Raw genomic sequence first — 19,653 nt, forward strand, 5'->3', positions numbered from 1 at the left:
GCGCGTCGTGCAGGCTTGCGCGCCGGGGGCGAGCTCAGGCTCTGCCACATGGTCCCGGTGTGCGTCACCCTGACGGGGCCGACAGGCGCGCACACCCACATGGCTCGGCGACGGCCCATCCCCCAGGCCGTCGCCGAGCCCCTGATCCGAACGCCAGTGCACGTTTTTCCGAGCGGGTCGAATTGCAGGCAGGTGCCCCGGAGTTCCGGGGCTGTCGATAGCGGCAGGAGTGCGCTGACGCATCGCGCTTTTGCATCGCGCTTTTGCATCGCGCTTTTGCATCGCGCTTCGGGCGCCCGCTCGCTACCGGTAGTCATGGGGAGCCCGATGGCCGTGAGTGTGTTGCCGAGCATGCCGCAGGCGAAGAAGCTCGCGGTCGGCTCGGCGTCAGCGTCCAGCGCCAGGTGCACGGTTTCCCAGATGCTCAGCCAGACGGCCCGGACGGCCTCACTGATCAGGTCATCGCCTTGCGCCGCGGCGGCGTATCCCTCCAACTGCATCATGAGCGTTTCGGGGCGCGTAGAGATCAGCTGCGTATAGGCGTCCGCCATCACCTGCCGGGCACGCTCGACGTCCTCCACCCCGTCGGTCGCCGTCTCGAAAGCCACTCGGGTGTCTTCCGCGCTCCGCACCAGAGCGGCGACGAAGATCGCCTTCTCGTCCGGGAAAAGCCGGAAGAGATACGGCTGAGTGACGCCGACCCGCTCGGCGATCGCCGCACGAATGACGCCCTCACTCCACTCCTGCGTACTGCCCCTGCCCCTGCCCCTGCCCACGACGGCGGTTAGGGCTTGAGTACGGCCAGGACGTCATCGAGCGAGACATCGGTCGGGTCACTCATGTCGGCGCCATCGAACGTCTGCCAGACATAGGACGCCGTTCCGTTCTCCCGGAGCGGATGCAGGTCGGCGAGTTCCGGATCGTCCCGGAAGCTGTTGAAGGCTTCCTCGGAGTCCCATTCAACGAGGAACAGAACCTGCCGTGGTGCGAGGTCACCGGCCACGTTGTCCCGGAAACGGCCGAACGCCACCATGCGACCACCGTATTGCGGCGCCACTTCGGGGAGGCGGCTGAAATACGCGAGGTATTTCTCCAGGTCCACCACGTCGAACATGTTCAGGGCGTAGAACTTCTTGTTCCGTGAATTCTGGCTCATCGCTATACCCCTGTCCGGTTTCAGGACTACTGGGCGAGCTGGGGGTACAGCGCGGCCAGGTCACCGGCCAGGCCCGCCTTGACCTGACGGGAGATGTCGTCGGCGAGAACTTCGTGGGCACCGGTCTCGATGCCGTCGAGGGCGAGCGCGGCGACGGCACGCGGGTCGGACTTGGGTGCGTCGACGCCGGCCGCGAGGTCCGTGTCGACGTAGCCGACGTGGAGGCCGGTGACGGCGATGCCGCGCGGCTGAAGTTCGAGGCGCAGGGAGTTGGTCTGCGACCACAGGGCGGCCTTGGAGGCGCTGTAGGTGCCGCCGAGCGCGATCCAGGACAGCACGGAGTGCACGTTGAGGAGATGGCCGCCGCCATTGCGCTCGATGGCCGGCACGAAGGCGCGGGCGACGAGGAGCGGGCCGTAGAAGTTGGTCTCGAACTCCCGGCGTACGTCGTCGACCGGGGAGTCGAGGAACGAGGCGCCGACCGAGGCACCGGCGTTGTTGATCAGCACGGTCACGTCCTGCGCCTGCGCGGCGGCCGCCGTGACCGAGGCCGGGTCGGTGACCTCCAGGGCGACCGGGACGGCGTCCGGGTGCGTCACGCTGCGCGGGTCGCGGGCCGTGGCGTAGACCTTGGCGGCGCCGCGTGCGTACAGCGCTTCCACCAGGGCCTTGCCTATACCGCGGCTGCCGCCGGTGACGAAGACGTTCGCGCCCTTGAGTGCGGTCATGGCTGTGCCTCCACAAATGAGAAACCGATCGGTTTCCGTAACGGTAAACCGATCGGTTTCACGATGCAAGCCGATGGAGACGCAGGCGGCGGTTCGACAGACGCCCGTGGCGTGGGCCATCCGGCACCTGGGCCAGCGTCCGGGCTGGTGGAACGAGACCAAGAGATCGCCCCGTCGGACCTGCCCGTCATGCGCTCAACCCTCCACAACTACTTGGGGATCAACGACGCCAGCCCTGGCTGCGGCCAAGTGAAAGGACTCTACGAACGCCGCGCCAGTGGCCCGGCCGTGACCTGAGCCATCTGTGTCCTACTCGCTGTCCTCAAGGTGACGGTACGAAGCCTGCGGACAGGTCGAGATGGAAAGTGGCGCCTGGAGGCGTCGGGGTCCAGCCCTCGCGCAGCGCGTGTTCAATGGCTCGGGCGACGTCGGACGGCAGTATCGGCTGGCCTTCGCGGCCGATCCAGTTGCTCAGGTGCGGCTGGTCGGTGGTCACCACCAGCGTTCGACCCGGGCCTGAGCTGTCCGCATGTTCGACGGCGAAGGTGCACGGAGTCCAGGCCAGCCCCTGGAAGTAGGTTGGCCGGCGGCGCAGGCGCCAGCGGTACGCCGTGCCGTCGACCACGATGCGCCGTGCGCCCTTGCGTCCCAGTGCCATGACTCCCCCTCCCCCGACGGGGACGATGCTAGCGACTCCGGCTCCGCGCCCTGCAGGAATATGCGTGCCGGCTACCGGGAACGGTCAACGTCCCCGCACGGCACGGTCGTAGGCATCGAGACCTAGGTCAGTTGGTTCGCTGTGCCGATGCCGCCGGCGTTCGCCCCTCCTAGGGTCGGAACAGCCAGGGATGATCAAACCGAGGTCCAACCAGGAGGAAACCCGTGATCGTCGTCACCGGTGCCACCGGCAACGTCGGCCGTGCTCTTGTCGAGCGGCTCGTGGTCGAAGGACAGCCCGTGCGGGCCGTGAGCCGCGATCCGAAGCGGGCCGCGCTTCCTCCGGGCGCAGAAGTCAACCACCTTGAGTCGGACGGGCTGTTCGAGGGGGCGTCGAAGCTCTTCCTTCATGTGCAGGCCACTGGCGACCGTACGGACTCCGTCCTCGACCGGGCTCGCGTCGGCGGCGTACGGCACGTGGTCATGCTCTCCTCGGGCATCATCCAGGAGGGCGCCGACGAGACCCACCCGATCCACATCAGGCACGCGCGGGCCGAGCAACTCGTCCGGGACAGCGGCATGGAGTGGACCTTCCTGCGGCCCAACGCGTTCTCCGCCAACGCCTTCCAGTGGGCCCCGCAGATCCGACAGGGCGACGCCGTGCACGGCCCGTTCGCGGGTGCCGTCTCCGCGCCGATCCATGAGGACGACATCGCGGCCGTAGCCGAGCGTTCCCTGCTCGACGCGGGCCACGAGGGTGCCGTCCACCGGCTCACCGGGCCCGCGGCGACGACGAACGCGGAGCAGGTCGCCGCCATCGGACAGGCCCTCGGCCGCGAGCTGACCTACGTCGAGACTCCAGTGGGGGAGGCGGAAGCCACCCTCTTCCCGCACATGCCGCGGCAGATGGTGCGGGCGTTGCTGAAGTCCTTCGCGGCGATGGTCGGTACCGACCCCGAGATCACCTCGACGGTCGAGAAGCTCACCGGTCGCCCGGCCCGGACCTTCGCGGAATGGGCCGAGGACCACCGAGCGGACTTCGCGGCGTGAGCGTCCCTCGTCACTTGTCGGCGGGGTACACGTCGGTCACCTTGCCCTGAGGGGTCGCCTGCAGGTAGCCGGAGCCGTAGTCGTCGGACAGGTACACGGACATCGAGGCCGGCTCGTCGAAGACGGTGTTCGCCGACTCCGCGATCACATAACGCAGTTCCGGATCGGGGACGTTCAGCTTGTCGTCCGCCTCCTTCAGCAGCGCGGGGACCTTGTCCCATGCGTAGCCGTCAAGAGTGAACGGCTGCCTGCCGCTCATCAAGGTGCTCTTGATGATTCCCTCCACCACCCCCCTGTCCGGGTAGTAGGAGTAGGAGTCGTACTTGGTGTCGCTGCCCTTCACCATCACCTGGGCCGACACATAGTCGTCGTAGACCGTGAAGTCCCCGAACCTGTCCCGCCCCGTCTTCTCCTTCAATGCCTTGATGGCGGTCCGGATGTTGGCCGGTGTCAGCATCGAGCCGCTCGCAACGTCCGCCTCGCCGGAGTCATCGGACCCCTCGGACTCCTCGCTCGACGGGGCGGAAGTCGTCCGTGACCCCGTCGGCTTCGGGCTCGACGACGTGGATGTGGACGTCGAGGGGCCGGCACCCAAGTTGCCGTCGCCCGTGTTGTCGTCCAGGGGCAGCAGCCACCACGCCAGACCCACCGCGCCTACGAGGGTGACGCCCGAGACGGCCCTCAGGACCGTCGAGCCGGTGCCGCGTCTGCGTGTCGTAGTCACCGGTGCCGTGGGCGCCTGCGGCGATATCTGCACCGGTGGGCCGGGCAGGACCGGCGGGGGCCCGAAGCCCGTCGTCGTCGGCGGTGGTGCGTGTGGCGGGGTCAGCGGGTACGACGTCGGCTCGTCCCTGACCACCGCCGGACCCGCCGGACCCGCCGGCCGTGACTCGATCTCGGCCAGCCCGCGGTCCAGTTCGGCCGCGGACGGGCGCGCCGCCGGGTCCCGTACCAGCACGCTCATCAGGATCTCGCCCAGAACACCCGCCCGCACCGGGGGCGGTACGTCCTCGTGCAGGACCGCGGCGAGGGTGGCCAGGGTGGTGCCGCGGCGCAGGGGGTGACGGGCCTCCACCGCCGTGTACAGCATCATCGCCAGCGACCACAGGTCGGACGCGGCGCCGCCCTCCTGGCCGGTGATGCGTTCGGGGGCCATGAAGTCGGCCGTGCCGATGATGGAGCCGGTGGCGGTGAGGGTGGTCGATTCGCGGATCGCCGCGATGCCGAAGTCGGTCAGCACCGGGCGGCCGTCCGGTCGTAGCAGCACGTTGGCGGGTTTGACGTCCCGGTGCTGGATGCCGGCGTCGTGCGCGGCGGTGAGCGCGGCCAGCACGCCGCGGCCGATCCGGGCCGCCTCGGCCGGTGGCATCGGGCCCTGGGCGAGGCGGTCCGCCAGGGAGCCGCCGCTCACCAGCTCCATGACCAGCCAGGGGTACGTGCCTTCGCCGCCGTCGACGATGTGGTGGATGGTCACGACGTTCGGGTGGTCGATGCGGGCCAGCGCCCTGGCCTCGCGCAGCACCCGCTCGCGCAGCATCCGCGCGCCCTCGGGGTCGTACTCGGCGAGGTCGCGGTCCGGCGGGCGGACCTCCTTGACCGCCACCAGCCTGTGCAGCACCAGGTCCCTGGCGCGCCAGACCGTGCCCATCCCACCGCCACCGAGACGGGCCTCCAACTCGAAACGCCCGTCGACGACGCGTCGTTCGCCGCGTCTGTCTGCCTCACTCATGGCCGGAGCCTAAGGCCTGTCCGGCGGATCATGCCGCGGACGCCGGGTTTGGTGCGTCGATCTGCGGCGTTGTCGTCGGTTGACGACGCTCCGCGTCGCCTCCCGCCGCCCCTGGCTGCGGCGACGCTTGACTTCGGTCGGGGCGGCTGGCTCGGTGGTGCGTGGTGCACAGCAGCCTCGTCCATCCCACCCGAGGGAGCGCAGCATGACCGGACCCATGGATCAGGAGCCCGACGGCGCGGAGGCCCGGCGGACGGACCCTCTCGTACAACTCACCCTGGAGCAGCTGCGGCAGCGGAGCAGCATGAAGTGGCGCACGCACCCCCGGGACGTGCTTCCGCTGTGGGTCGCCGAGATGGACGTGCCGCTCGCTCCGGCCGTCGTCGAGGCCCTCCAGACGGCGATCGAGCTCGGGGACACCGGATATCCCCATGGGACCGCGTACGCCGAGGCCCTCGCCGCGTTCGCCGCCGAGCGGTGGCAGTGGGACGGGGTGCGGGTGGAACGGACCGCGATCGTGCCGGACGTGATGCTGGGCATCGTCGAGGTGCTGCGGCTGCTCACCGATCCCGGCGACTCGGTGGTGGTGTGTTCACCGGTGTATCCGCCGTTCTACGCGTTCGTCTCGCACGACGCCCGCCAGGTCGTCGAGGCGCGCCTCGGTACCGATCTGCGGATCGACCTGGACGCGCTGGAGGACGCCTTCGTGCGGGCCCGCGGCGACGGGCGGCGTGCGGTGTTCTTGCTGAGCAACCCGCACAACCCCACCGGTGTCGTCCACACCCGCGAGGAGTTGGAGGCCGTCGCCGCCCTCGCCCGCCGGCACGGGGTGCGGGTCGTCTCCGACGAGATCCACGCACCCCTGGTGCTGCCGGGCGCAGTCTTCACCCCCTTCCTCAGCGTGCCCGGCGCCGAGAACGCGTTCGCGCTGACCTCCGCGTCCAAGGCGTGGAACCTCGCCGGTCTGAAAGCGGCCCTGGCACTCGCGGGGCCCGAGGCCGGCGACGAACTCCGGCTGCTGCCCGAGGAGGTCGGCCACGGGCCCAGCCACCTCGGTGTCATCGCCCACACCGCGGCCTTCCGCAAGGGCGGCGACTGGCTGGACGACCTGCTGCTCGGTCTCGACGCCAACCGAGGCCTGCTCGGCCGTCTCGCCGCCGAACACCTCCCCGGCGTGCGATGTCACCGCCCCGAGGGCACCTACCTGGCGTGGCTGGACTGCACCCGGCTGGGACTGCACACGGAGGCGGGCGGTGACGGGCCCGGCGTGGTCAGCGACCTGGCCGGGCCCGCGAGGTTCTTCCTCGACCGGGCGCGGGTCGCGCTCAGTTCGGGGCATGTCTTCGGCTCCGGCGGCGAGGGCCACGTACGCCTCAACTTCGCGACACCGCCCGCCGTCCTGCGCGAGGCGGTGACCAGGATGGGGCGCGCGCTGCGGGACCTTTAGCCGTCGTCCGAAGGACGGTGGTGGGGCACGCCGTCAGGCGGTGGGTGCCCCGTTCAGGACCTCCACCCGGCCCGTGTCCAGCGAGTAGTACCCGCTGACCACGGCCAGATCGCCCTGCTTCGCCAGCGGGGCGAGGGAGGTGTTGGAGCGCAAGGCGGCGGCGGTCTGGCGGGCGTGGATGCGGATCATGGTGTCGACCGGGTCGTCGGTCTTCTGCCGCGCCGTCGCCGCGTAGGCGGTACGGAGGGAGTCGGCGATCGCCTGGAGGTTGCCGGGCAGGGTCGTACGGTCGTGCATGGCCTTGTACGCCGCCTTGATCGCACCGCAGCGCTGGTGGCCGAGGACCACGATCAGCGGGGTGCCGGCCGTGACGGGGCCGTACTCGACGGAGCCCGTGACGACCGGCGCCACCACCTGGCCGCCGGTGCGTATCACGAACAGGTCGCCGATCCCGGTGTCGAAGACCAGCTCCGGCGGCACCCGGGAGTCGATGCAGGACAGGACGACGGCGTACGGCTTCTGCTCCTCGGCGACCGCCTCGCGCCGCCGCGGATCCTGGTCGGGGTGGAGCAGGGCGCCCTTCACCCAGCGCCGGTTGCCCTCCATCAGCCGCGTGAAGGCTCCGCCGGGCGAGGACGGTCCCGTGCTCGCCGACGTGGCGGGGGTCGGAGTCGTGCCGGCCGCTCCGACCTGGGTGACCTTCGGGGTGCCCGAGGCCGACGAACAGCCGGTCAGCAGGGCGGCGGTGGCCGCCAGCCCTCCGGTGACGATAGTCCTGCGCTGCGGATGTGCGGTGGTGCCCATGAGTGCGGTTCCCCTCCGGCTCGCGGTGGTGTGCTGAGCGCCGTTTCTCCCTGGTGGAGCGGCTGTTGCCACTCTTGCGAGCGGCCGGGAAGCGCTGGTGCAGCAGTGATCCAGGGCAGGGGAAGCACTGATCCAAAACGCGGAGCGTGAGGAACGCGAACGAGCGGGGTGCGGCGGTGGGCACGGCCGGCGTCATCGCCCTCGCGGCGGATGGGATGATTTTCCTCATGGTGGAGGGATCGGATGCGCGGTCGCACGCGGTGGCGGACGACGCCGGCGCGTGGGCGGAGCGGTTGGGCTGGGCGTACGGCCTGATCGCGGACGATCCGGTGGAGCGGTCGGCCGCGCTGCTGCATCTGTCCGATGCACGCGGGCGGGCCGACGACGCTCGCGGTCGCGCCAACGAGATGTGGCGGCTGACGCGACCCCTGGGAGCGGAGGAGCAGTACCGGGAACCGGCGCTCCTCGGGGCTCTTGACGCCTATCACCGCACCCAGCGGCACGTGATCCCGGACGCCTTGTGGGATCGCCCCCGGCGCACCGCCATCGCCGACTGGCCGGGGCTGCCGTACGCGCTGCTCTTCCTGGAGTGGGAGGCGAGGTTCCCGCAGGAGTGGACAGAGCACGCCAAGGCATGGGGCACGAAGCAGGGGCTGATCCGGGACATCGCCACGATCGCAGGGGACGAGACGGTCAGGAGCCGGCTCGTCGACCTGACCGAGATCGTCGTCCGACGCCCGTATCGCTGCAAGGACCGGGAGTACATACGGGTCGCGCGCGCCGTCGACGGGGACGACCTGCGCGGCCGGCTCCACGCCGCGTGCCGCTCCGACGAGCCCTGGGCGCGCTGCCATGCCGGGTTCGTGCTCTGGCTCCTGGACCGGCCCGAGGTCCCCGCCACCCGGCACGTCTGGCGTTCCTGGCTGACGGAGAGTTCGGCAGTGGTGTGGTGACGGTGCGTTCCCTGGGCCCTACCCCGAGATCGACCACAGCGGTCCCGTCCTGCTGTTCCTCGTCATCACAGGTGAGTTCGTGCTGCTGCTCGTCCTGATCGCCGACGTCCTCCTCCCCCTGCACCGCGAACGCCCGCTCAGACCCTGGCTGTTGATCCTGCCCGCCGTCGTGCTGCCCTACCTCCTTCTGCTCGGTTCGTCGGACTGACAGGATCGGCCGTATGACGCCATCGGTCGCCGACTCCTGGGCCCGCATCGAGACTTGGCTCGCCCGGCACACTCCGAGGGCGTTCGCGGCCCTGGAGCCTCCCGCGGAGCCCTCCGCCATCGCGGCGGCGGAGGAGGCCTTGGGTCAGCCGTTCCCGGCGAGTCTCCGGGAGTCCCTGCTGCGACACAACGGCACCGGATACCAAGCCCTGTTGCCGCCGTTCTGGATGTTGCTGAACGTGCGGAAGATCGTCGACAGCCGTCAACTGCGTATGCGGATCTACGGTGATGATCTCGCCGGTCGCGAAGAGGGCGATCCGGAATCGGAGTACGGGCCCTGGTGGCACGCGGAGTGGATTCCCTTCGCCGCTGACGGCTGCGGTGACTATCTCATCGTGGATCAGCGGCGGCACAGCCGTCGGGGGCGCATCGGCGACGCCGACCACGAGACCGGCTGTTCCTTCTCTCCCTCCCCCATGTGGGCCTCGCTTCCGGCCCTGCTGGACGCGACGGCCACCGCCCTGGAGACGGGTGAACCGGTGGAGGGTTACTGCCGTGTCGCGGTCGATGAGACCGAGTTGGAGTGGGAGGACGCCTGAGGCGGACATGAATATGGGGCCCGCTCCGCGTATCACGCGGGACGGGCCCCATCATTGAGCGCTGGGCAGGCCTTGCACCTGCATTTCCCCGCAGGAAGCGGGGCGTCTTTCCTTGGACCACCAACGCAGTGCCGGTTGTTCGCGGTTGCGGTGACCGGCTCAAGATCAACCATACCGTATGTGCGGCGGTGCTTGCGACCGCGTCAGTTCCGGCGTGGATCGACCAGGATCTTGGGGCCGAGTCCCGCGCCCGGAGGACGCTTTCCGGTGAGTACCGCACCGACCTCCGCCAGACCGACCGTCGCGGCGACGAGGGGACGCGGGTCGACGCTGCCCTCCGCGTACGCCTGAACGGTCGCCTCCAGACCGGGAGATGCGGAAAGTACGCCGACCGCGGTGACGTCCTTCAGGGCCAGGGTCCGGGTGTCGACGCGGCTGGGTTCGCCGGCGATGCCGACGTACACGACACGTCCGGCCGGTTCGACCAACTCGACCGCCAGGCCAGGGAGATGGACGGCGTTGGTGGCGTCGACGACCGCGTCGTAGGGCACGTCGGGTATCGAGTCCGCGCGCCAGACGTGCCCGAAGCCGAGGTCGCGGGCGAACGCGAGGGATCTGTCCGTCGCTCCCATGAGGTGGACCTCCGCCCCGGCGGCCCGCACGAACATCGCGGTGAGCAGGCCGATCGTGCCGGGCCCGAGGATCAGCACCCGGTCACCGGCGCCGGACGCGGTGGCCCGGGCGGCGCGCAGGGCGTTGCCGCCGGGTTCGACCAGGGCGCCGAGTTCGGCGTCGACGGTGTCCGGCAGGGCGTGCAACGACGTGGCTGGGACGGCCAGTTGTTCGGCCAGGGCGCCGGGGCGGTCGCCGCGTATGCCGACCTCCTGCCGCTTGTCGCACACGTGCTGGTGGCCGCGTCGGCAGCGGCGGCACGCTCCGCAGCCGAGCATGGTGTCCCCCATGACGCGCCGGCCGAGCCACGCGGGGTCCACGCCGTCGCCGATCGCCGCCACGCGCCCGGCCCACTCGTGCCCGAGGCGCATCGGGTAGGCGGCGTGGCCCTGGTGGAGGTAGGTCATCGCGCCGGTGAAGAACTCGATGTCGGTGCCGCAGACGCCGACGCGTTCGACGTCGACGACGGCTTCGCCGGGTCCTGGCACCGGGGCCGGGACCTCCTGGACCGCGTGCTCCCCCGGCGCGGTGAGGACGAAGGCGCGCATGGGCGGGCGCGTCACCGCGGGGCGAGGACGTGCTGGCGCTGGGTGCCGAGGTGCTTGATGCCGAGTTCCATCACGTCTCCCGGCTGGAGGTAGACGGGCGGGGTGAGGCCCATGCCGACGCCGGGCGGGGTGCCGGTGTTGATGAGGTCGCCGGGTTCCAGGACCAGGAACTGGCTGAGGTAGTGCACGATGAAGTACGGGTCGAAGATCATCGTCTTGGTGCTGCCGGTCTGGCGGCGCACCCCGTTGACGTCCAGCCACATGTCGAGGGCGAGGACGTCGTCGATCTCGTCGGTGGTGGCGAGCCAGGGGCCCGCGGGGTTGAAGGTCTCGGCCGACTTGCCCTTGGCCCACTGGCCGCCGCGTTCCAGTTGGAAGCCGCGTTCGCTGACGTCGTTGACGACGACGTATCCGGCGATGGCGGCGCGGGCGTCGTCGACGGAGTGCAGGTAACTGGTGCGGCGGCCGATGACGATGCCGAGTTCGACCTCCCAGTCGGTCTTGGTGGACCCGCGCGGGATGCGTACGTCGTCGTTCGGGCCGACCAGGGTGTTGGGCGACTTGGTGAACAGGATCGGCTCGTCGGGGACCGCCATGCCGCTCTCGGCCGCGTGGTCGCGGTAGTTGAGGCCAATGCACAGGATCTGGTGCGGGCGGGCGATCGGTGCGCCGATCCGTTCCCCGGCGAAGCGGGACACCTGCCCGGCGGCCACGCGTTCGGCGACGACGGGCCGGACTCGGTCGATGCCGCCCGAGCCGAAGAACGCCTCGTCGAAGTCGGTGACGGTGTCGGACAGATCGACGTAGGTGTCGTCGTCGACGCGGGCGACGGGCTTCTCGGCGCCGGGCGCGCCTATGCGCATGAGGTACACGGGGTCGGTCTCCAGGGGTTCAGGGGGTGCGGCGGCGTACGGGGCGATGCGGTGCGCTCAGAGGGCCGAGCGCGGCGCGGATCTCGTCGACGGCATCGACCAGGCTCCGCAAGGGGGTCCGGTAGGTGAGGGCGCTGACACTCACGGCTCCGGAGGGAGAGGTCGGGGAGGTGGCGTAGACGGGCAGGGCGAGGCAGTTGACGCCGGTCTCGTTCTCCTGATCGTCGACGGCGTAGCCGCGCTGCCGGGTGGTCTCCAGCGCGCGGTGCAACTCCTCTGCCGTGCACGGGGTTCGCGGGGTGCGGCGCTCCAATGGCGTGCCGCCGATCCACTGTCGTACGGCGTCGAGGGTGTCCAACTCGTGGGCGAGCAGCACCTTTCCGACGCCGGTGGCGTGGGCGGGGTTGCGGCCGCCCACGCTGGAGGTGAGGCGGACGGCGCCGGTCGGCGGGTCGACCTTGGCGCGGTAGACGACCTCGCGGCCGTCGAGGACCGCGTAGTGCGCGGTCTCGCCGAAGCGCACGGCAAGGGTCTGGAGCAGCGGCCGGAGGCGGACGTGGTCCGGGCGGGCCTCGTGGTGGGCGAAGGCCATGCGCAGGAACTCGTCGCCGAGCAGATAGCGGCCGCGGACGTCCTGTTCGGCGAGGCCCGCCCGGCGCAGGGCGCCCAGCGCCCGGTGCACGGTCGGTTTCGGGCTGCCGATCACCCGGGTCAGCTCCTCCAGCCCCACCCCGTCGGGATAGCAAGCGAGTTGCTTGAGCACGGCCAGTACCCGGTCAGAGCCGACCAGGCGGCCCTCCCCGGAACTCGGGTCGGCCGCCCCGGAGTTGTCCTGGTCGGGGTCTGTCGAGCCGTCGTACGTCTGCGTATGCTCCATGGCGTTCCACAGATTAGACCTGTGTGTCGATGGTTGGAAGGAGCTTCGGGTGACGCTCCGCAGTGCCCAGTGGTACGCCGGACAGGACCGCAACGCCTACATCCACCGGGCCTGGATGCGCCGCGGTGTCCCGGACGACGCGTTCAGCGGCCGTCCGCAGATCGCCATCGCCAACACCGCCTCGGACCTCACCCCTTGCAACGCCCATCTCGGCGAGGTGGCGTCCTCCGTCCGCGACGGGGTGTACGAGGCGGGCGGCATCCCGCTGGACCTGCCGGTGGTGTCGCTCGGCGAGACGAACGTGCGCCCGACGGCCATGCTGTGGCGGAACATGGCGGCGATGGCCACCGAGGAGATGCTCCGCGCCAACCCCATTGACGGGGTGGTGCTGTTGGGCGGCTGTGACAAGACGATCCCGTCGTTGCTCATGGCCGCCGCTTCGGTGGACCTGCCCGCGGTCGTCGTGCCGGGCGGGCCGATGCTCACCGGGACCTTCCGCGGCACGCCGCTGGGCTGCGGTACCGATGTGTGGCGGCTGTCGGAGGAGGTGCGGGCCGGGACGCTCACCCAGGAGCAGTTCACCCGCTCCGAGTCGGCGATGATCCGCAGCCGAGGGCACTGCAACACCATGGGCACCGCCTCCACGATGGCGCTGGTGGCCGAGGCCCTGGGCACGGTGATACCCGGCGTCGCCGGGACGCCCGCGCCCGACAGCCGGCTCCTCCAGGCCGCGCACCGCACGGGCCGGCTGGCGGTGGACATGGTCGCCGCCGACCGCCGCCCGGCGACCTTCCTGACCCGGGCCAACTTCCACAACGCGATCGTGGCGCTGGCCGCGATCGGCGGCTCCACCAACGCGGTCGTCCATCTCCTCGCCATCGCCGGGCGGTTGGGCATCGAGCTGAGCCTCGACGACTTCGACCGCATCGGCTCGCACGTGCCGGTGCTCGTGGACCTCCAGCCGGCGGGCCGCTTCCTGATGGAGGACTTCCACCGCGCCGGAGGACTGCTCGCGGTGCTGCGCGAGGTCCGCGACCTGCTCGACCCCGCGGCGCTGACCGTCACCGGCGAGCCGCTGGTCGACCGTCTCGACGACGCCCCGATCTGGGACACGGAGGTCATCCGCCCCCGCGCCGAACCGCTGGTCGCCGAGGGCGGCATCGCCGTGCTGCGCGGCAACCTTGCTCCGCACGGCGCGCTGATCAAACCCGCGGCGGCCTCCCCGCACCTGCTGCGCCACCGGGGCCGGGCCGTCGTCTTCGACAGCATCGAGGACTTCCACGCCCGCATCGACGACCCCGACCTGGACGTGGACGCCGACTCCGTCCTCGTCCTGCGCGGCTGCGGCCCCAAGGGCTACCCGGGCATGCCCGAGGTGTCGAACATGCCGCTGCCGAAGAAGCTCCTGGAGCAGGGCGTACGGGACATGGTCCGGGTCTGCGACGGCCGGATGAGCGGCACAGCGTACGGCACGGTCGTCCTCCACGTGGCGCCGGAGGCGGCGGCCGGCGGACCGCTGGCCCTCGTACGCACCGGGGACGTCGTCGTCCTCGACGTCGAGGCCCGCCGCATCGACGTCGACGTGCCCGACGACGAACTCGCCCGCAGAACCCCGGACAAGGCCACCGTCGCCGGCTTCGCCAGTCCCCGGCGCGGCTGGGAGCGGCTCTACGTCGACCACGTCCTCCAAGCCGACACCGGGGCGGATCTGGACTTCCTGGTGGGGTCGAGCGGCTCGGAGGTGACCCGGGAGTCGCACTAGCCCGGGAGGTGCCTAGGCCGCCCGGGCGCGCAGTCGGCGCAGCATGCGAGCGTCCTCGAAGCCGACCGAGCGAGCGGCCGCCTCGAGGGTGGCGCCGTGGCTGATGAGGTGCTGGGCGCGTTCGAGGCGGAGGGTCTGCTGGTAGCGCAGCGGGGTCAGGCCGGTGGCGCGGGTGAACAGGCGGGTCAGGGTGCGTTCGCTCACGCCGACCGCGGAGGCGAGGGTGGGTAGCGGCAGCGGGTGGTCGAAGCGGGCGTCGATCAGGTCCTGGACGTGGTGGACGGTGTCGTCGAGGTGGGACCGGTGCCGGAACATCGCGCTGGACTGGGCGTCGTGGCCGTTGCGGCGGGCGTAGACGACCATGTCCCGGGCCACCTTGGCGGCGACGGCGGGCCCGTGCCGGCCGGCGACCAGATGCAGGGCCAGGTCGATGCCGCTGGCGATGCCGGCCGAGGTGATGACGCGGTCGTCGGCGGTGAACAGGACGTCGCGTACGACGGTCGCGCCCGGGTGGCGCCGGGCGAGTTCGTCCTGTACGTCGTGGTGCGTGGTGCAGCGGCGGCCCTTGAGCAGGCCGGCCCGGCCGAGCGCCTCGGCAGCCGCGCACACGCTGGCCACCGTGCCGCCGCGGGCGTGGTGGTCACGCAGCGCCCGCAGGGCAGCGGCGCCGATCTCGGGTGAGTCGGCGAGGGTGACCGCCCGCCAGCCGGGCACGACGACGAGGTCCTCGGGCCCGAGCTCGGGCCAGGCTAGTCCGGCCACCAGCGGCACCCCCTGCGCGGTGGGGACCTCGGTGCGCTCGGCGACGTAGGTGAGGGTGTAGGGGTGCCCGAAGTCGGCGGCGGTGGAGAAGACCTGCGCGGGTCCCGCCAGGTCCAGCAGATGGACCCCGGGCACCAGGAAGAAGACGACGTGGCTCACGATCCGGTCATCATGCCGGGTGCCCGGCCGCGGCCTCAAGGCCGCTGACGGTGGCGATGGTGGCGAAGCGTCCGGCGAGGGCGTACTCGGTACGCCGTACGACCTCCTCGGCGGGCAGGGTGCGGGGGTCGGCCAGCAGTTCGGCGTTGCTCAGGTCGGCCGGGGCGTCGCGGTGCGGAATGGGGTTGGTGGCTGTCGCGTCGACGACGAAGGTGACGCCGTAGCCGAGGTCGCTCGCGACGCGCGCCGTGGTCTCCACGCACTGCTCGGTGCGGATGCCGCAGACGGTGAGCTCGCGGATGCCGTGCTCGGTCAGCAGCTGCTGGAGGTTGGTGGTGGTGAACGCGTTGTGCGAGGTCTTGTGGATCAGCGGCTCGCCGTCCACCCGCTCCAGCTCCTCCATCAGGCGGACGTGGCCGAGGGCGGGGTCGAAGACGTCGCCGCTGCCGGGCTCCGCGTGCAGCACCCACACCACCAGCTCACCCGCCTCGCGGGCCAGCCGGACGAGACGGTTCACCTTGTCGGCGATCTTCGGGTCGGAGATGGTCTCCCACAGCGGGCGGGCGCGGAAGGACTCCTGGACATCGATGACGATGAGGGCTCGGGTCATGTCCCCAGCCTGGTCGGGCGGGTGAGGCCGGCGACAGGCCGGATCGGGTCCTGGGCCGGACCGATCCGGTCACCTGTCCCGGCCGGGGTGTGTCAGCGGACGCGGTCGTAGGTCAGAGCCATCTCGCCCGACTCGCCGATCTCCCGGTGGGTGAGCGTCCACTTCGAGGCCGGCAGCCCGTCGTCGAACAGTCGCTCCCCGCCGCCTGCGATCTCGGGGCAGACGATGAGATACAGCCGGTCGACCAGGTCCGCCGCGAGGGCCGCCTTGATGACGCTCGCGCTGGTGTTGATGAGGATGTCGCCCTCGCCGGTCGCCTTGAGGTCGGCGAGAACCTCCGCGGTCGGTGCGTTCACCACGCGGGCGCGGCTCCACGGTGCCTCGGCGAGGGTCGTGGACAGGACCACCTTCTCGGTGTCGACCAGCCACTTCGCGTAGCCGCGGTCGCGCGGGTCGGCGTTGTCGTCCTCGGCGACCGAGGGCCAGAACCCGAGGAACCCCTCGGCGTTGCCCCGGCCGAGCACCACCGTCGTGGCGTTCTCCCAGATGCGGGTGAGGTGGTTGCGGGCGACGTCCGTGACGGCGTACGGGACGATCGCGCCGAGGTCACCGGGGCCGCCCGGGCCGTTGTAGCGCCCGTCGAGGGTGAGGTTGATGTTCGCGGTGACCTTGCGTCCGGTCGAGTCGCTCATGATGGCGCTTCCTTATCCCTTGGTCCGTGTATTCGTGGTGCCCTTGGTGGTGCGCGCTGTGCCGACGGCGTCAGCGAGGTTGTCGAGCACCCGCTCCCAGCCGGTTCCGATCCCGGCGATGTAGGGGGCCGCCTCGACGGTCGTGTCGGTGATCCGCAGGTCGAGCCGTAGCCGCGTCCCGTCCGGGACCTCGGCGAGGCCCAGGTCGTAGTGGCCGGTGAACGAGACCGCGCCCGCGGCGTCCAGCACCGCGAGGTCGAACACGAGGTGCTCGGGTTCCGCCGCGATGTGCACCTGCCCCTCGGAGCGGTAGCGCCCTTCGGCGTCCCGGTATTCGAGGACGGCTCGTCCGCCGGGCCGTGCCTCCAGGACGCACTCGGTGACCGTCAGCGACGGCGGCGCCCACCAGGAGGCGAGCAGGTCCGCGTCGGTCCAGTGCCGCCAGACGAGGTCCCGGGGTGCGGGGAGCACACGTTCGAACGTGAAGGTACGTCCGTCCGCCCACCGGTCCCGGTCCGCGGCCGCGGTCTCCGCCTCGATGGCGGCACGGTAGCGGGCGATGACGTCCCGCTCGCCCGCCTGCGCTCCTGCCGTCTCGACCAGCTCCCGCAGGCGCCGCTCCAGGGCCGCCAGGGGTGCGGTCTCGACCGCGTAGACCCGGCGCTGCCCCAGCGGGAAGACCGTCACGAGGCCGGCCCGGGCGAGGGTCTGCAGGTGCTTGGTGGTCTGTGGCTGCCGCAGCCCGGTCAGCTCCGCCAGTTCACCGACGGACCGGGGCCGCTCGACGAGGAGTTCGACGATGCGCCACCGCGCTCCGTCCCCCAGTGCTGATGCGATCCGCTCCATGCCCTGAAGTATTCACCATGAAGAATATTCTCGTCAAGGAATTTCTTCGATCGCCCGGGCCGTTCGTGCCGCGACCGCCATGACGGCGACTGCGACTGCGACGATCCCGGCGCCGACGAACAGCGGCGCGCGGTAGCCGAGGCCCGCGGAGAGGGCCAGGCCGCCGAGCCAGGCGCCCAGGGCGTTGCCGACGTTGGAGGCGGACACGTTGGCACTGGCGGCGAGGGCAGCCCCGTGGGCGTGGTCGGTGACGCGGGTGATCATGCCGGGGACGGCGGCGAAGCCGGTCAGCCCCATCAGGAACACCAGGACGACCGAGGCGGGGGCGCTCGCGGCCAGCAGGCCGAACACGGTGAGGGTGACGGTCAGTCCGAGCAGGGCCAGGATCAGGGCGCGGTCACGGTCGCGGTCGGCGGCCCGTCCGCCGATCACGTTCCCGACGACCAGGCCGACGCCGTACACCATCAGCAGCCAGGCGACATCCGACGCGGAGAAGCCGCCGACCTCGGTGAACGTGTAGGCGATGTAGCTGAACGCGCCGAACATGCCGCCGTAGCCGAGTGCGGTGGCGGTGAGGGTGAGCCAGACCTGTGAGGAGCGGAAGGCGCGGAGTTGGGCGCGGAGGTCGGTGGGTGGGATTGAGGCGGGAACCACGGACGCGGGCACCAGGGCGGCGATCCCCGCCAGCGCCAGGACCCCGATCGCGGTGACCGCCCAGAACGCCGCGCGCCAGCCCCAGCGTTCACCGACCAGCGCGCCGAACGGCACACCCAGCACGTTCGCCAGGGTCAGCCCGGCGAACATGACCGCCACCGCACGAGACTTCCGCTCGGGTGCGACCAGGCCGCGGGCGACCAGCGAACCGATACCGAAGAACGAGCCGTGGCACAGGGCCGCGACGACCCGGCCGAGCATCATCACCGAGTAGTTCGGCGCGACGGCGGACAGCAGGTTGCCGACGACGAACAACGCCACCAGACCGACAAGGACCTGCTTGCGCGGCAGGCGGGCCGTCGCCGCCGTGAGGACGATCGCGCCGACCGCGACACTCAGCGCGTAGCCGGAGATCAGCCGGCCGGCCGCCGCCTCGGACACCGCGAAACTCGACGCGACCTGCGGCAGCAGCCCGGCGATCAGGAACTCGGTCAGCCCGATTCCGAAGCCGCCCAGAGCCAGCGCGATCAGCCCCGGCGGCAGCCGTCCCGGTCCGTCGGCACGCGGTGGGCGCTGGGTGGATGTGCCGTGGAACGTCCCTGTCCGATCCCTGAATTGGCTCATGATCCACCCTCACCCGCGGCGGCGGACCGGTCCATGGACAAAGGCCCACGTCCCTTGGACGAACGGCCGCGGTTCTCCGGGAGTTGTGACCTTCGGCTGGTCACAGGGGTCCGGCCAGGGCAGGCTGTGGTGCTGATCGGGCGACGCAGGTCGCATGCCGCGACAACATGAGGAGTACGGCGAGATGTCACCGAAGGTTCTGCACGATCCCGCCTCCGGTGAGGTGGACCTCAGCGCCTCGGCCGCCGAACTGCACCGCCTGGCGCGGGCCGTGGCCGAGGGCGAGGGGTTGCTGTGGACCGCGCAAGGGCCGGACGGCGATGCCCTGGCGGGGGTCGAGATCAGCGACGCGCCGGGGCCCGGGGTCTGTGTCTCCGTCGACCCTGTCCGGCGTGTGCTGCTCATCGGTGGCGACAGGTACTCCCGGGCCGTCCTCGCGGCCAACCTGCGGGACATGGCCGACGCGGAGGACGGCGGGCACCTCCACGTCGACCACTTCCCCGACCACCCCTACCTGGCGGAGGGTTCGCTCCCGCTGGTGGTCAACAGCCCCCACGGCGGCATGCCGAGAGACTGAGCCGGCCGTCAGCGGCCCGCGACCGCCTCCGCGCCCGCCTGCGCGAACTTCTCGTCCAGGGCGCCGGACGGGGCGCCCGCGACGCCGATGCCCGCGATCGGCGCGTTCTGGGCGGTGACGGGGACGCCGCCGGCCAGGAACAGGGTGCCGGGGATGTCCTTCAGGTTCGGGGCCTGCTTCAGGCGCTCGGCGAGCTCGGAGGTGGGGGCGTTCCAGGAGACCGCGGTGTACGCCTTGCGCTCGGCAGACTCGTACGACTGCGGGCCGGCGCCGTCGCCGCGCAGGGTGACGACGGTGTTGCCGTTGCGGTCGACGACGGCGACCGTGACCCGCTGGTTCTCCTTCTCGGCGGCGTCGAGCGCGGCCTGGGCGGCGCGGGTGGCGGCGTCGATCGTCAGGTGGGTGGACGTGGTGGTGGCCTTGGCCGGGGCGGAGACCGCGGCGGCAGCGGCGGGCGCCGCGGCCGGTGCGGAGGCGTTGGCGGAGACCGCGCCGAAGCCCGCCAGGGCGACGGCGCCGAGCACGGCACCGCCGATGGCGACACGGGCGCGGCGGGAGACCTTCTTGTGCTGCGGCTGCACGGCGTTCATGGGTCGTCGACTCCTTCGGTGGGCGGGCGGCTCGGTCGCCGCCCCGTTTCCTGCTCTCCACCCTCGGCCCGGAACCGG

General features: G+C 71.2%; 21 protein-coding genes. 7 read left to right on the top strand and 14 right to left on the bottom strand.

Annotated features, from left to right (window positions below):
• Positions 1 to 784: 784 nt before the first annotated feature.
• From IQ210_RS28790 to IQ210_RS28800, 3 genes are all read right to left on the bottom strand, one after another.
• The gene (locus IQ210_RS28790; RefSeq protein WP_194082069.1) at positions 785 to 1,156 is read right to left on the bottom strand and encodes a DUF1330 domain-containing protein; all 372 of its coding nucleotides are present in this window, start codon (positions 1,154 to 1,156) and stop codon (positions 785 to 787) included.
• A gap of 26 nt (positions 1,157 to 1,182) precedes the next feature.
• Entirely contained in the window at positions 1,183 to 1,884 is a 702-nt protein-coding gene (locus tag IQ210_RS28795) for an SDR family oxidoreductase (protein WP_194082070.1), read from the bottom strand.
• A gap of 322 nt (positions 1,885 to 2,206) precedes the next feature.
• Positions 2,207 to 2,542, bottom strand: a complete 336-nt coding sequence (locus tag IQ210_RS28800) for a hypothetical protein (RefSeq protein WP_194082071.1) — start codon at positions 2,540 to 2,542, stop codon at positions 2,207 to 2,209.
• A gap of 224 nt (positions 2,543 to 2,766) precedes the next feature.
• On the opposite strand from IQ210_RS28800, the gene IQ210_RS28805 reads away from it, so the two are divergent.
• A complete protein-coding gene (locus IQ210_RS28805; protein WP_194082072.1) occupies positions 2,767 to 3,591 on the top strand; it encodes an NAD(P)H-binding protein in 825 nt (274 codons plus the stop codon).
• A 10-nt stretch (positions 3,592 to 3,601) separates the two neighbouring features.
• Here IQ210_RS28805 and IQ210_RS28810 read toward each other — a convergent pair whose 3' ends face one another.
• Entirely contained in the window at positions 3,602 to 5,320 is a 1,719-nt protein-coding gene (locus tag IQ210_RS28810; RefSeq protein WP_194082073.1) for a serine/threonine-protein kinase, read from the bottom strand.
• Between the two features lie 205 nt (positions 5,321 to 5,525).
• Here IQ210_RS28810 and IQ210_RS28815 point away from each other — a divergent pair, with 205 nt between their 5' ends.
• Positions 5,526 to 6,767: a MalY/PatB family protein gene (locus IQ210_RS28815; RefSeq protein WP_228048478.1), complete on the top strand. Its 1,242-nt coding sequence runs from the start codon at positions 5,526 to 5,528 to the stop codon at positions 6,765 to 6,767.
• Positions 6,768 to 6,800: 33 nt separating this feature from the next.
• On the opposite strand, the gene IQ210_RS28820 is transcribed toward IQ210_RS28815, so the two are convergent.
• Positions 6,801 to 7,571, bottom strand: coding sequence for a carbonic anhydrase (locus tag IQ210_RS28820; protein ID WP_194082074.1), 771 nt, complete (start codon positions 7,569 to 7,571; stop codon positions 6,801 to 6,803).
• Positions 7,572 to 7,717: 146 nt separating this feature from the next.
• Between IQ210_RS28820 and IQ210_RS28825 the strand changes: the two genes are divergently transcribed.
• From IQ210_RS28825 to IQ210_RS28830, 3 genes are all read left to right on the top strand, one after another.
• Positions 7,718 to 8,524 (top strand): hypothetical protein, encoded by an 807-nt coding sequence (locus IQ210_RS28825; protein WP_322656905.1) that lies wholly within the window; start codon positions 7,718 to 7,720, stop codon positions 8,522 to 8,524.
• Between the two features lie 79 nt (positions 8,525 to 8,603).
• Complete coding sequence (locus tag IQ210_RS47955; RefSeq protein ID WP_265584716.1) at positions 8,604 to 8,732, top strand: hypothetical protein; 129 nt, start codon at positions 8,604 to 8,606, stop codon at positions 8,730 to 8,732.
• Positions 8,733 to 8,745: 13 nt separating this feature from the next.
• Complete coding sequence (locus IQ210_RS28830; protein ID WP_194082075.1) at positions 8,746 to 9,330, top strand: SMI1/KNR4 family protein; 585 nt, start codon at positions 8,746 to 8,748, stop codon at positions 9,328 to 9,330.
• Between the two features lie 203 nt (positions 9,331 to 9,533).
• On the opposite strand, the gene IQ210_RS28835 is transcribed toward IQ210_RS28830, so the two are convergent.
• Genes IQ210_RS28835 through IQ210_RS28845 form a run of 3 tightly spaced genes read right to left on the bottom strand, consistent with a single transcriptional unit; the run spans position 9,534 to position 12,299 of the window.
• Positions 9,534 to 10,550 (bottom strand): zinc-dependent alcohol dehydrogenase, encoded by a 1,017-nt coding sequence (locus IQ210_RS28835; protein ID WP_194082076.1) that lies wholly within the window; start codon positions 10,548 to 10,550, stop codon positions 9,534 to 9,536.
• Between the two features lie 11 nt (positions 10,551 to 10,561).
• Positions 10,562 to 11,422 carry a fumarylacetoacetate hydrolase family protein gene (locus IQ210_RS28840; protein ID WP_194082077.1) on the bottom strand — a complete coding sequence of 287 codons (861 nt, stop codon included), beginning with the start codon at positions 11,420 to 11,422 and terminating at the stop codon, positions 10,562 to 10,564.
• A gap of 19 nt (positions 11,423 to 11,441) precedes the next feature.
• The gene (locus IQ210_RS28845) at positions 11,442 to 12,299 is read right to left on the bottom strand and encodes an IclR family transcriptional regulator (RefSeq protein WP_194082078.1); all 858 of its coding nucleotides are present in this window, start codon (positions 12,297 to 12,299) and stop codon (positions 11,442 to 11,444) included.
• Between the two features lie 49 nt (positions 12,300 to 12,348).
• Here IQ210_RS28845 and IQ210_RS28850 point away from each other — a divergent pair, with 49 nt between their 5' ends.
• Positions 12,349 to 14,061 carry an IlvD/Edd family dehydratase gene (locus tag IQ210_RS28850; protein WP_194082079.1) on the top strand — a complete coding sequence of 571 codons (1,713 nt, stop codon included), beginning with the start codon at positions 12,349 to 12,351 and terminating at the stop codon, positions 14,059 to 14,061.
• Positions 14,062 to 14,073: 12 nt separating this feature from the next.
• Here IQ210_RS28850 and IQ210_RS28855 read toward each other — a convergent pair whose 3' ends face one another.
• The 5 genes from IQ210_RS28855 to IQ210_RS28875 form a co-directional block, all read right to left on the bottom strand.
• A complete protein-coding gene (locus tag IQ210_RS28855; protein WP_194082080.1) occupies positions 14,074 to 14,982 on the bottom strand; it encodes a GlxA family transcriptional regulator in 909 nt (302 codons plus the stop codon).
• Between the two features lie 10 nt (positions 14,983 to 14,992).
• Positions 14,993 to 15,592 (bottom strand): cysteine hydrolase family protein, encoded by a 600-nt coding sequence (locus tag IQ210_RS28860; protein WP_194082081.1) that lies wholly within the window; start codon positions 15,590 to 15,592, stop codon positions 14,993 to 14,995.
• A 92-nt stretch (positions 15,593 to 15,684) separates the two neighbouring features.
• Positions 15,685 to 16,284 (bottom strand): dihydrofolate reductase family protein, encoded by a 600-nt coding sequence (locus tag IQ210_RS28865; RefSeq protein WP_194082082.1) that lies wholly within the window; start codon positions 16,282 to 16,284, stop codon positions 15,685 to 15,687.
• Positions 16,285 to 16,296: 12 nt separating this feature from the next.
• A complete protein-coding gene (locus IQ210_RS28870) occupies positions 16,297 to 17,130 on the bottom strand; it encodes a metalloregulator ArsR/SmtB family transcription factor (protein ID WP_194082083.1) in 834 nt (277 codons plus the stop codon).
• Positions 17,131 to 17,163: 33 nt separating this feature from the next.
• Positions 17,164 to 18,327, bottom strand: coding sequence for an MFS transporter (locus IQ210_RS28875; protein WP_194082217.1), 1,164 nt, complete (start codon positions 18,325 to 18,327; stop codon positions 17,164 to 17,166).
• Between the two features lie 265 nt (positions 18,328 to 18,592).
• Between IQ210_RS28875 and IQ210_RS28880 the strand changes: the two genes are divergently transcribed.
• Positions 18,593 to 18,985: an Imm32 family immunity protein gene (locus tag IQ210_RS28880; RefSeq protein WP_194082084.1), complete on the top strand. Its 393-nt coding sequence runs from the start codon at positions 18,593 to 18,595 to the stop codon at positions 18,983 to 18,985.
• Between the two features lie 8 nt (positions 18,986 to 18,993).
• Here the strand turns inward: IQ210_RS28880 and IQ210_RS28885 are convergent, their stop codons facing one another.
• Positions 18,994 to 19,575 (bottom strand): GlcG/HbpS family heme-binding protein, encoded by a 582-nt coding sequence (locus tag IQ210_RS28885; RefSeq protein WP_194082085.1) that lies wholly within the window; start codon positions 19,573 to 19,575, stop codon positions 18,994 to 18,996.
• Positions 19,576 to 19,653: the final 78 nt, after the last annotated feature.

This window comes from Streptomyces justiciae, from assembly GCF_015163075.1.
In the GTDB taxonomy this organism is placed as follows: domain Bacteria; phylum Actinomycetota; class Actinomycetes; order Streptomycetales; family Streptomycetaceae; genus Streptomyces; species Streptomyces justiciae.

Coding starts and splice junctions, on each gene's coding strand:
- IQ210_RS28790 (WP_194082069.1), bottom strand. CDS start 1,156: ATGAGCCAGAATTCACGGAACAAGAAGTTCTACGCCCTGAACATGTTC.
- IQ210_RS28795 (WP_194082070.1), bottom strand. CDS start 1,884: ATGACCGCACTCAAGGGCGCGAACGTCTTCGTCACCGGCGGCAGCCGC.
- IQ210_RS28800 (WP_194082071.1), bottom strand. CDS start 2,542: ATGGCACTGGGACGCAAGGGCGCACGGCGCATCGTGGTCGACGGCACG.
- IQ210_RS28810 (WP_194082073.1), bottom strand. CDS start 5,320: ATGAGTGAGGCAGACAGACGCGGCGAACGACGCGTCGTCGACGGGCGT.
- IQ210_RS28815 (WP_228048478.1), top strand. CDS start 5,526: ATGACCGGACCCATGGATCAGGAGCCCGACGGCGCGGAGGCCCGGCGG.
- IQ210_RS28820 (WP_194082074.1), bottom strand. CDS start 7,571: ATGGGCACCACCGCACATCCGCAGCGCAGGACTATCGTCACCGGAGGG.
- IQ210_RS28830 (WP_194082075.1), top strand. CDS start 8,746: ATGACGCCATCGGTCGCCGACTCCTGGGCCCGCATCGAGACTTGGCTC.
- IQ210_RS28835 (WP_194082076.1), bottom strand. CDS start 10,550: ATGCGCGCCTTCGTCCTCACCGCGCCGGGGGAGCACGCGGTCCAGGAG.
- IQ210_RS28845 (WP_194082078.1), bottom strand. CDS start 12,299: ATGGAGCATACGCAGACGTACGACGGCTCGACAGACCCCGACCAGGAC.
- IQ210_RS28860 (WP_194082081.1), bottom strand. CDS start 15,592: ATGACCCGAGCCCTCATCGTCATCGATGTCCAGGAGTCCTTCCGCGCC.
- IQ210_RS28865 (WP_194082082.1), bottom strand. CDS start 16,284: ATGAGCGACTCGACCGGACGCAAGGTCACCGCGAACATCAACCTCACC.
- IQ210_RS28870 (WP_194082083.1), bottom strand. CDS start 17,130: ATGGAGCGGATCGCATCAGCACTGGGGGACGGAGCGCGGTGGCGCATC.
- IQ210_RS28880 (WP_194082084.1), top strand. CDS start 18,593: ATGTCACCGAAGGTTCTGCACGATCCCGCCTCCGGTGAGGTGGACCTC.
- IQ210_RS28885 (WP_194082085.1), bottom strand. CDS start 19,575: ATGAACGCCGTGCAGCCGCAGCACAAGAAGGTCTCCCGCCGCGCCCGT.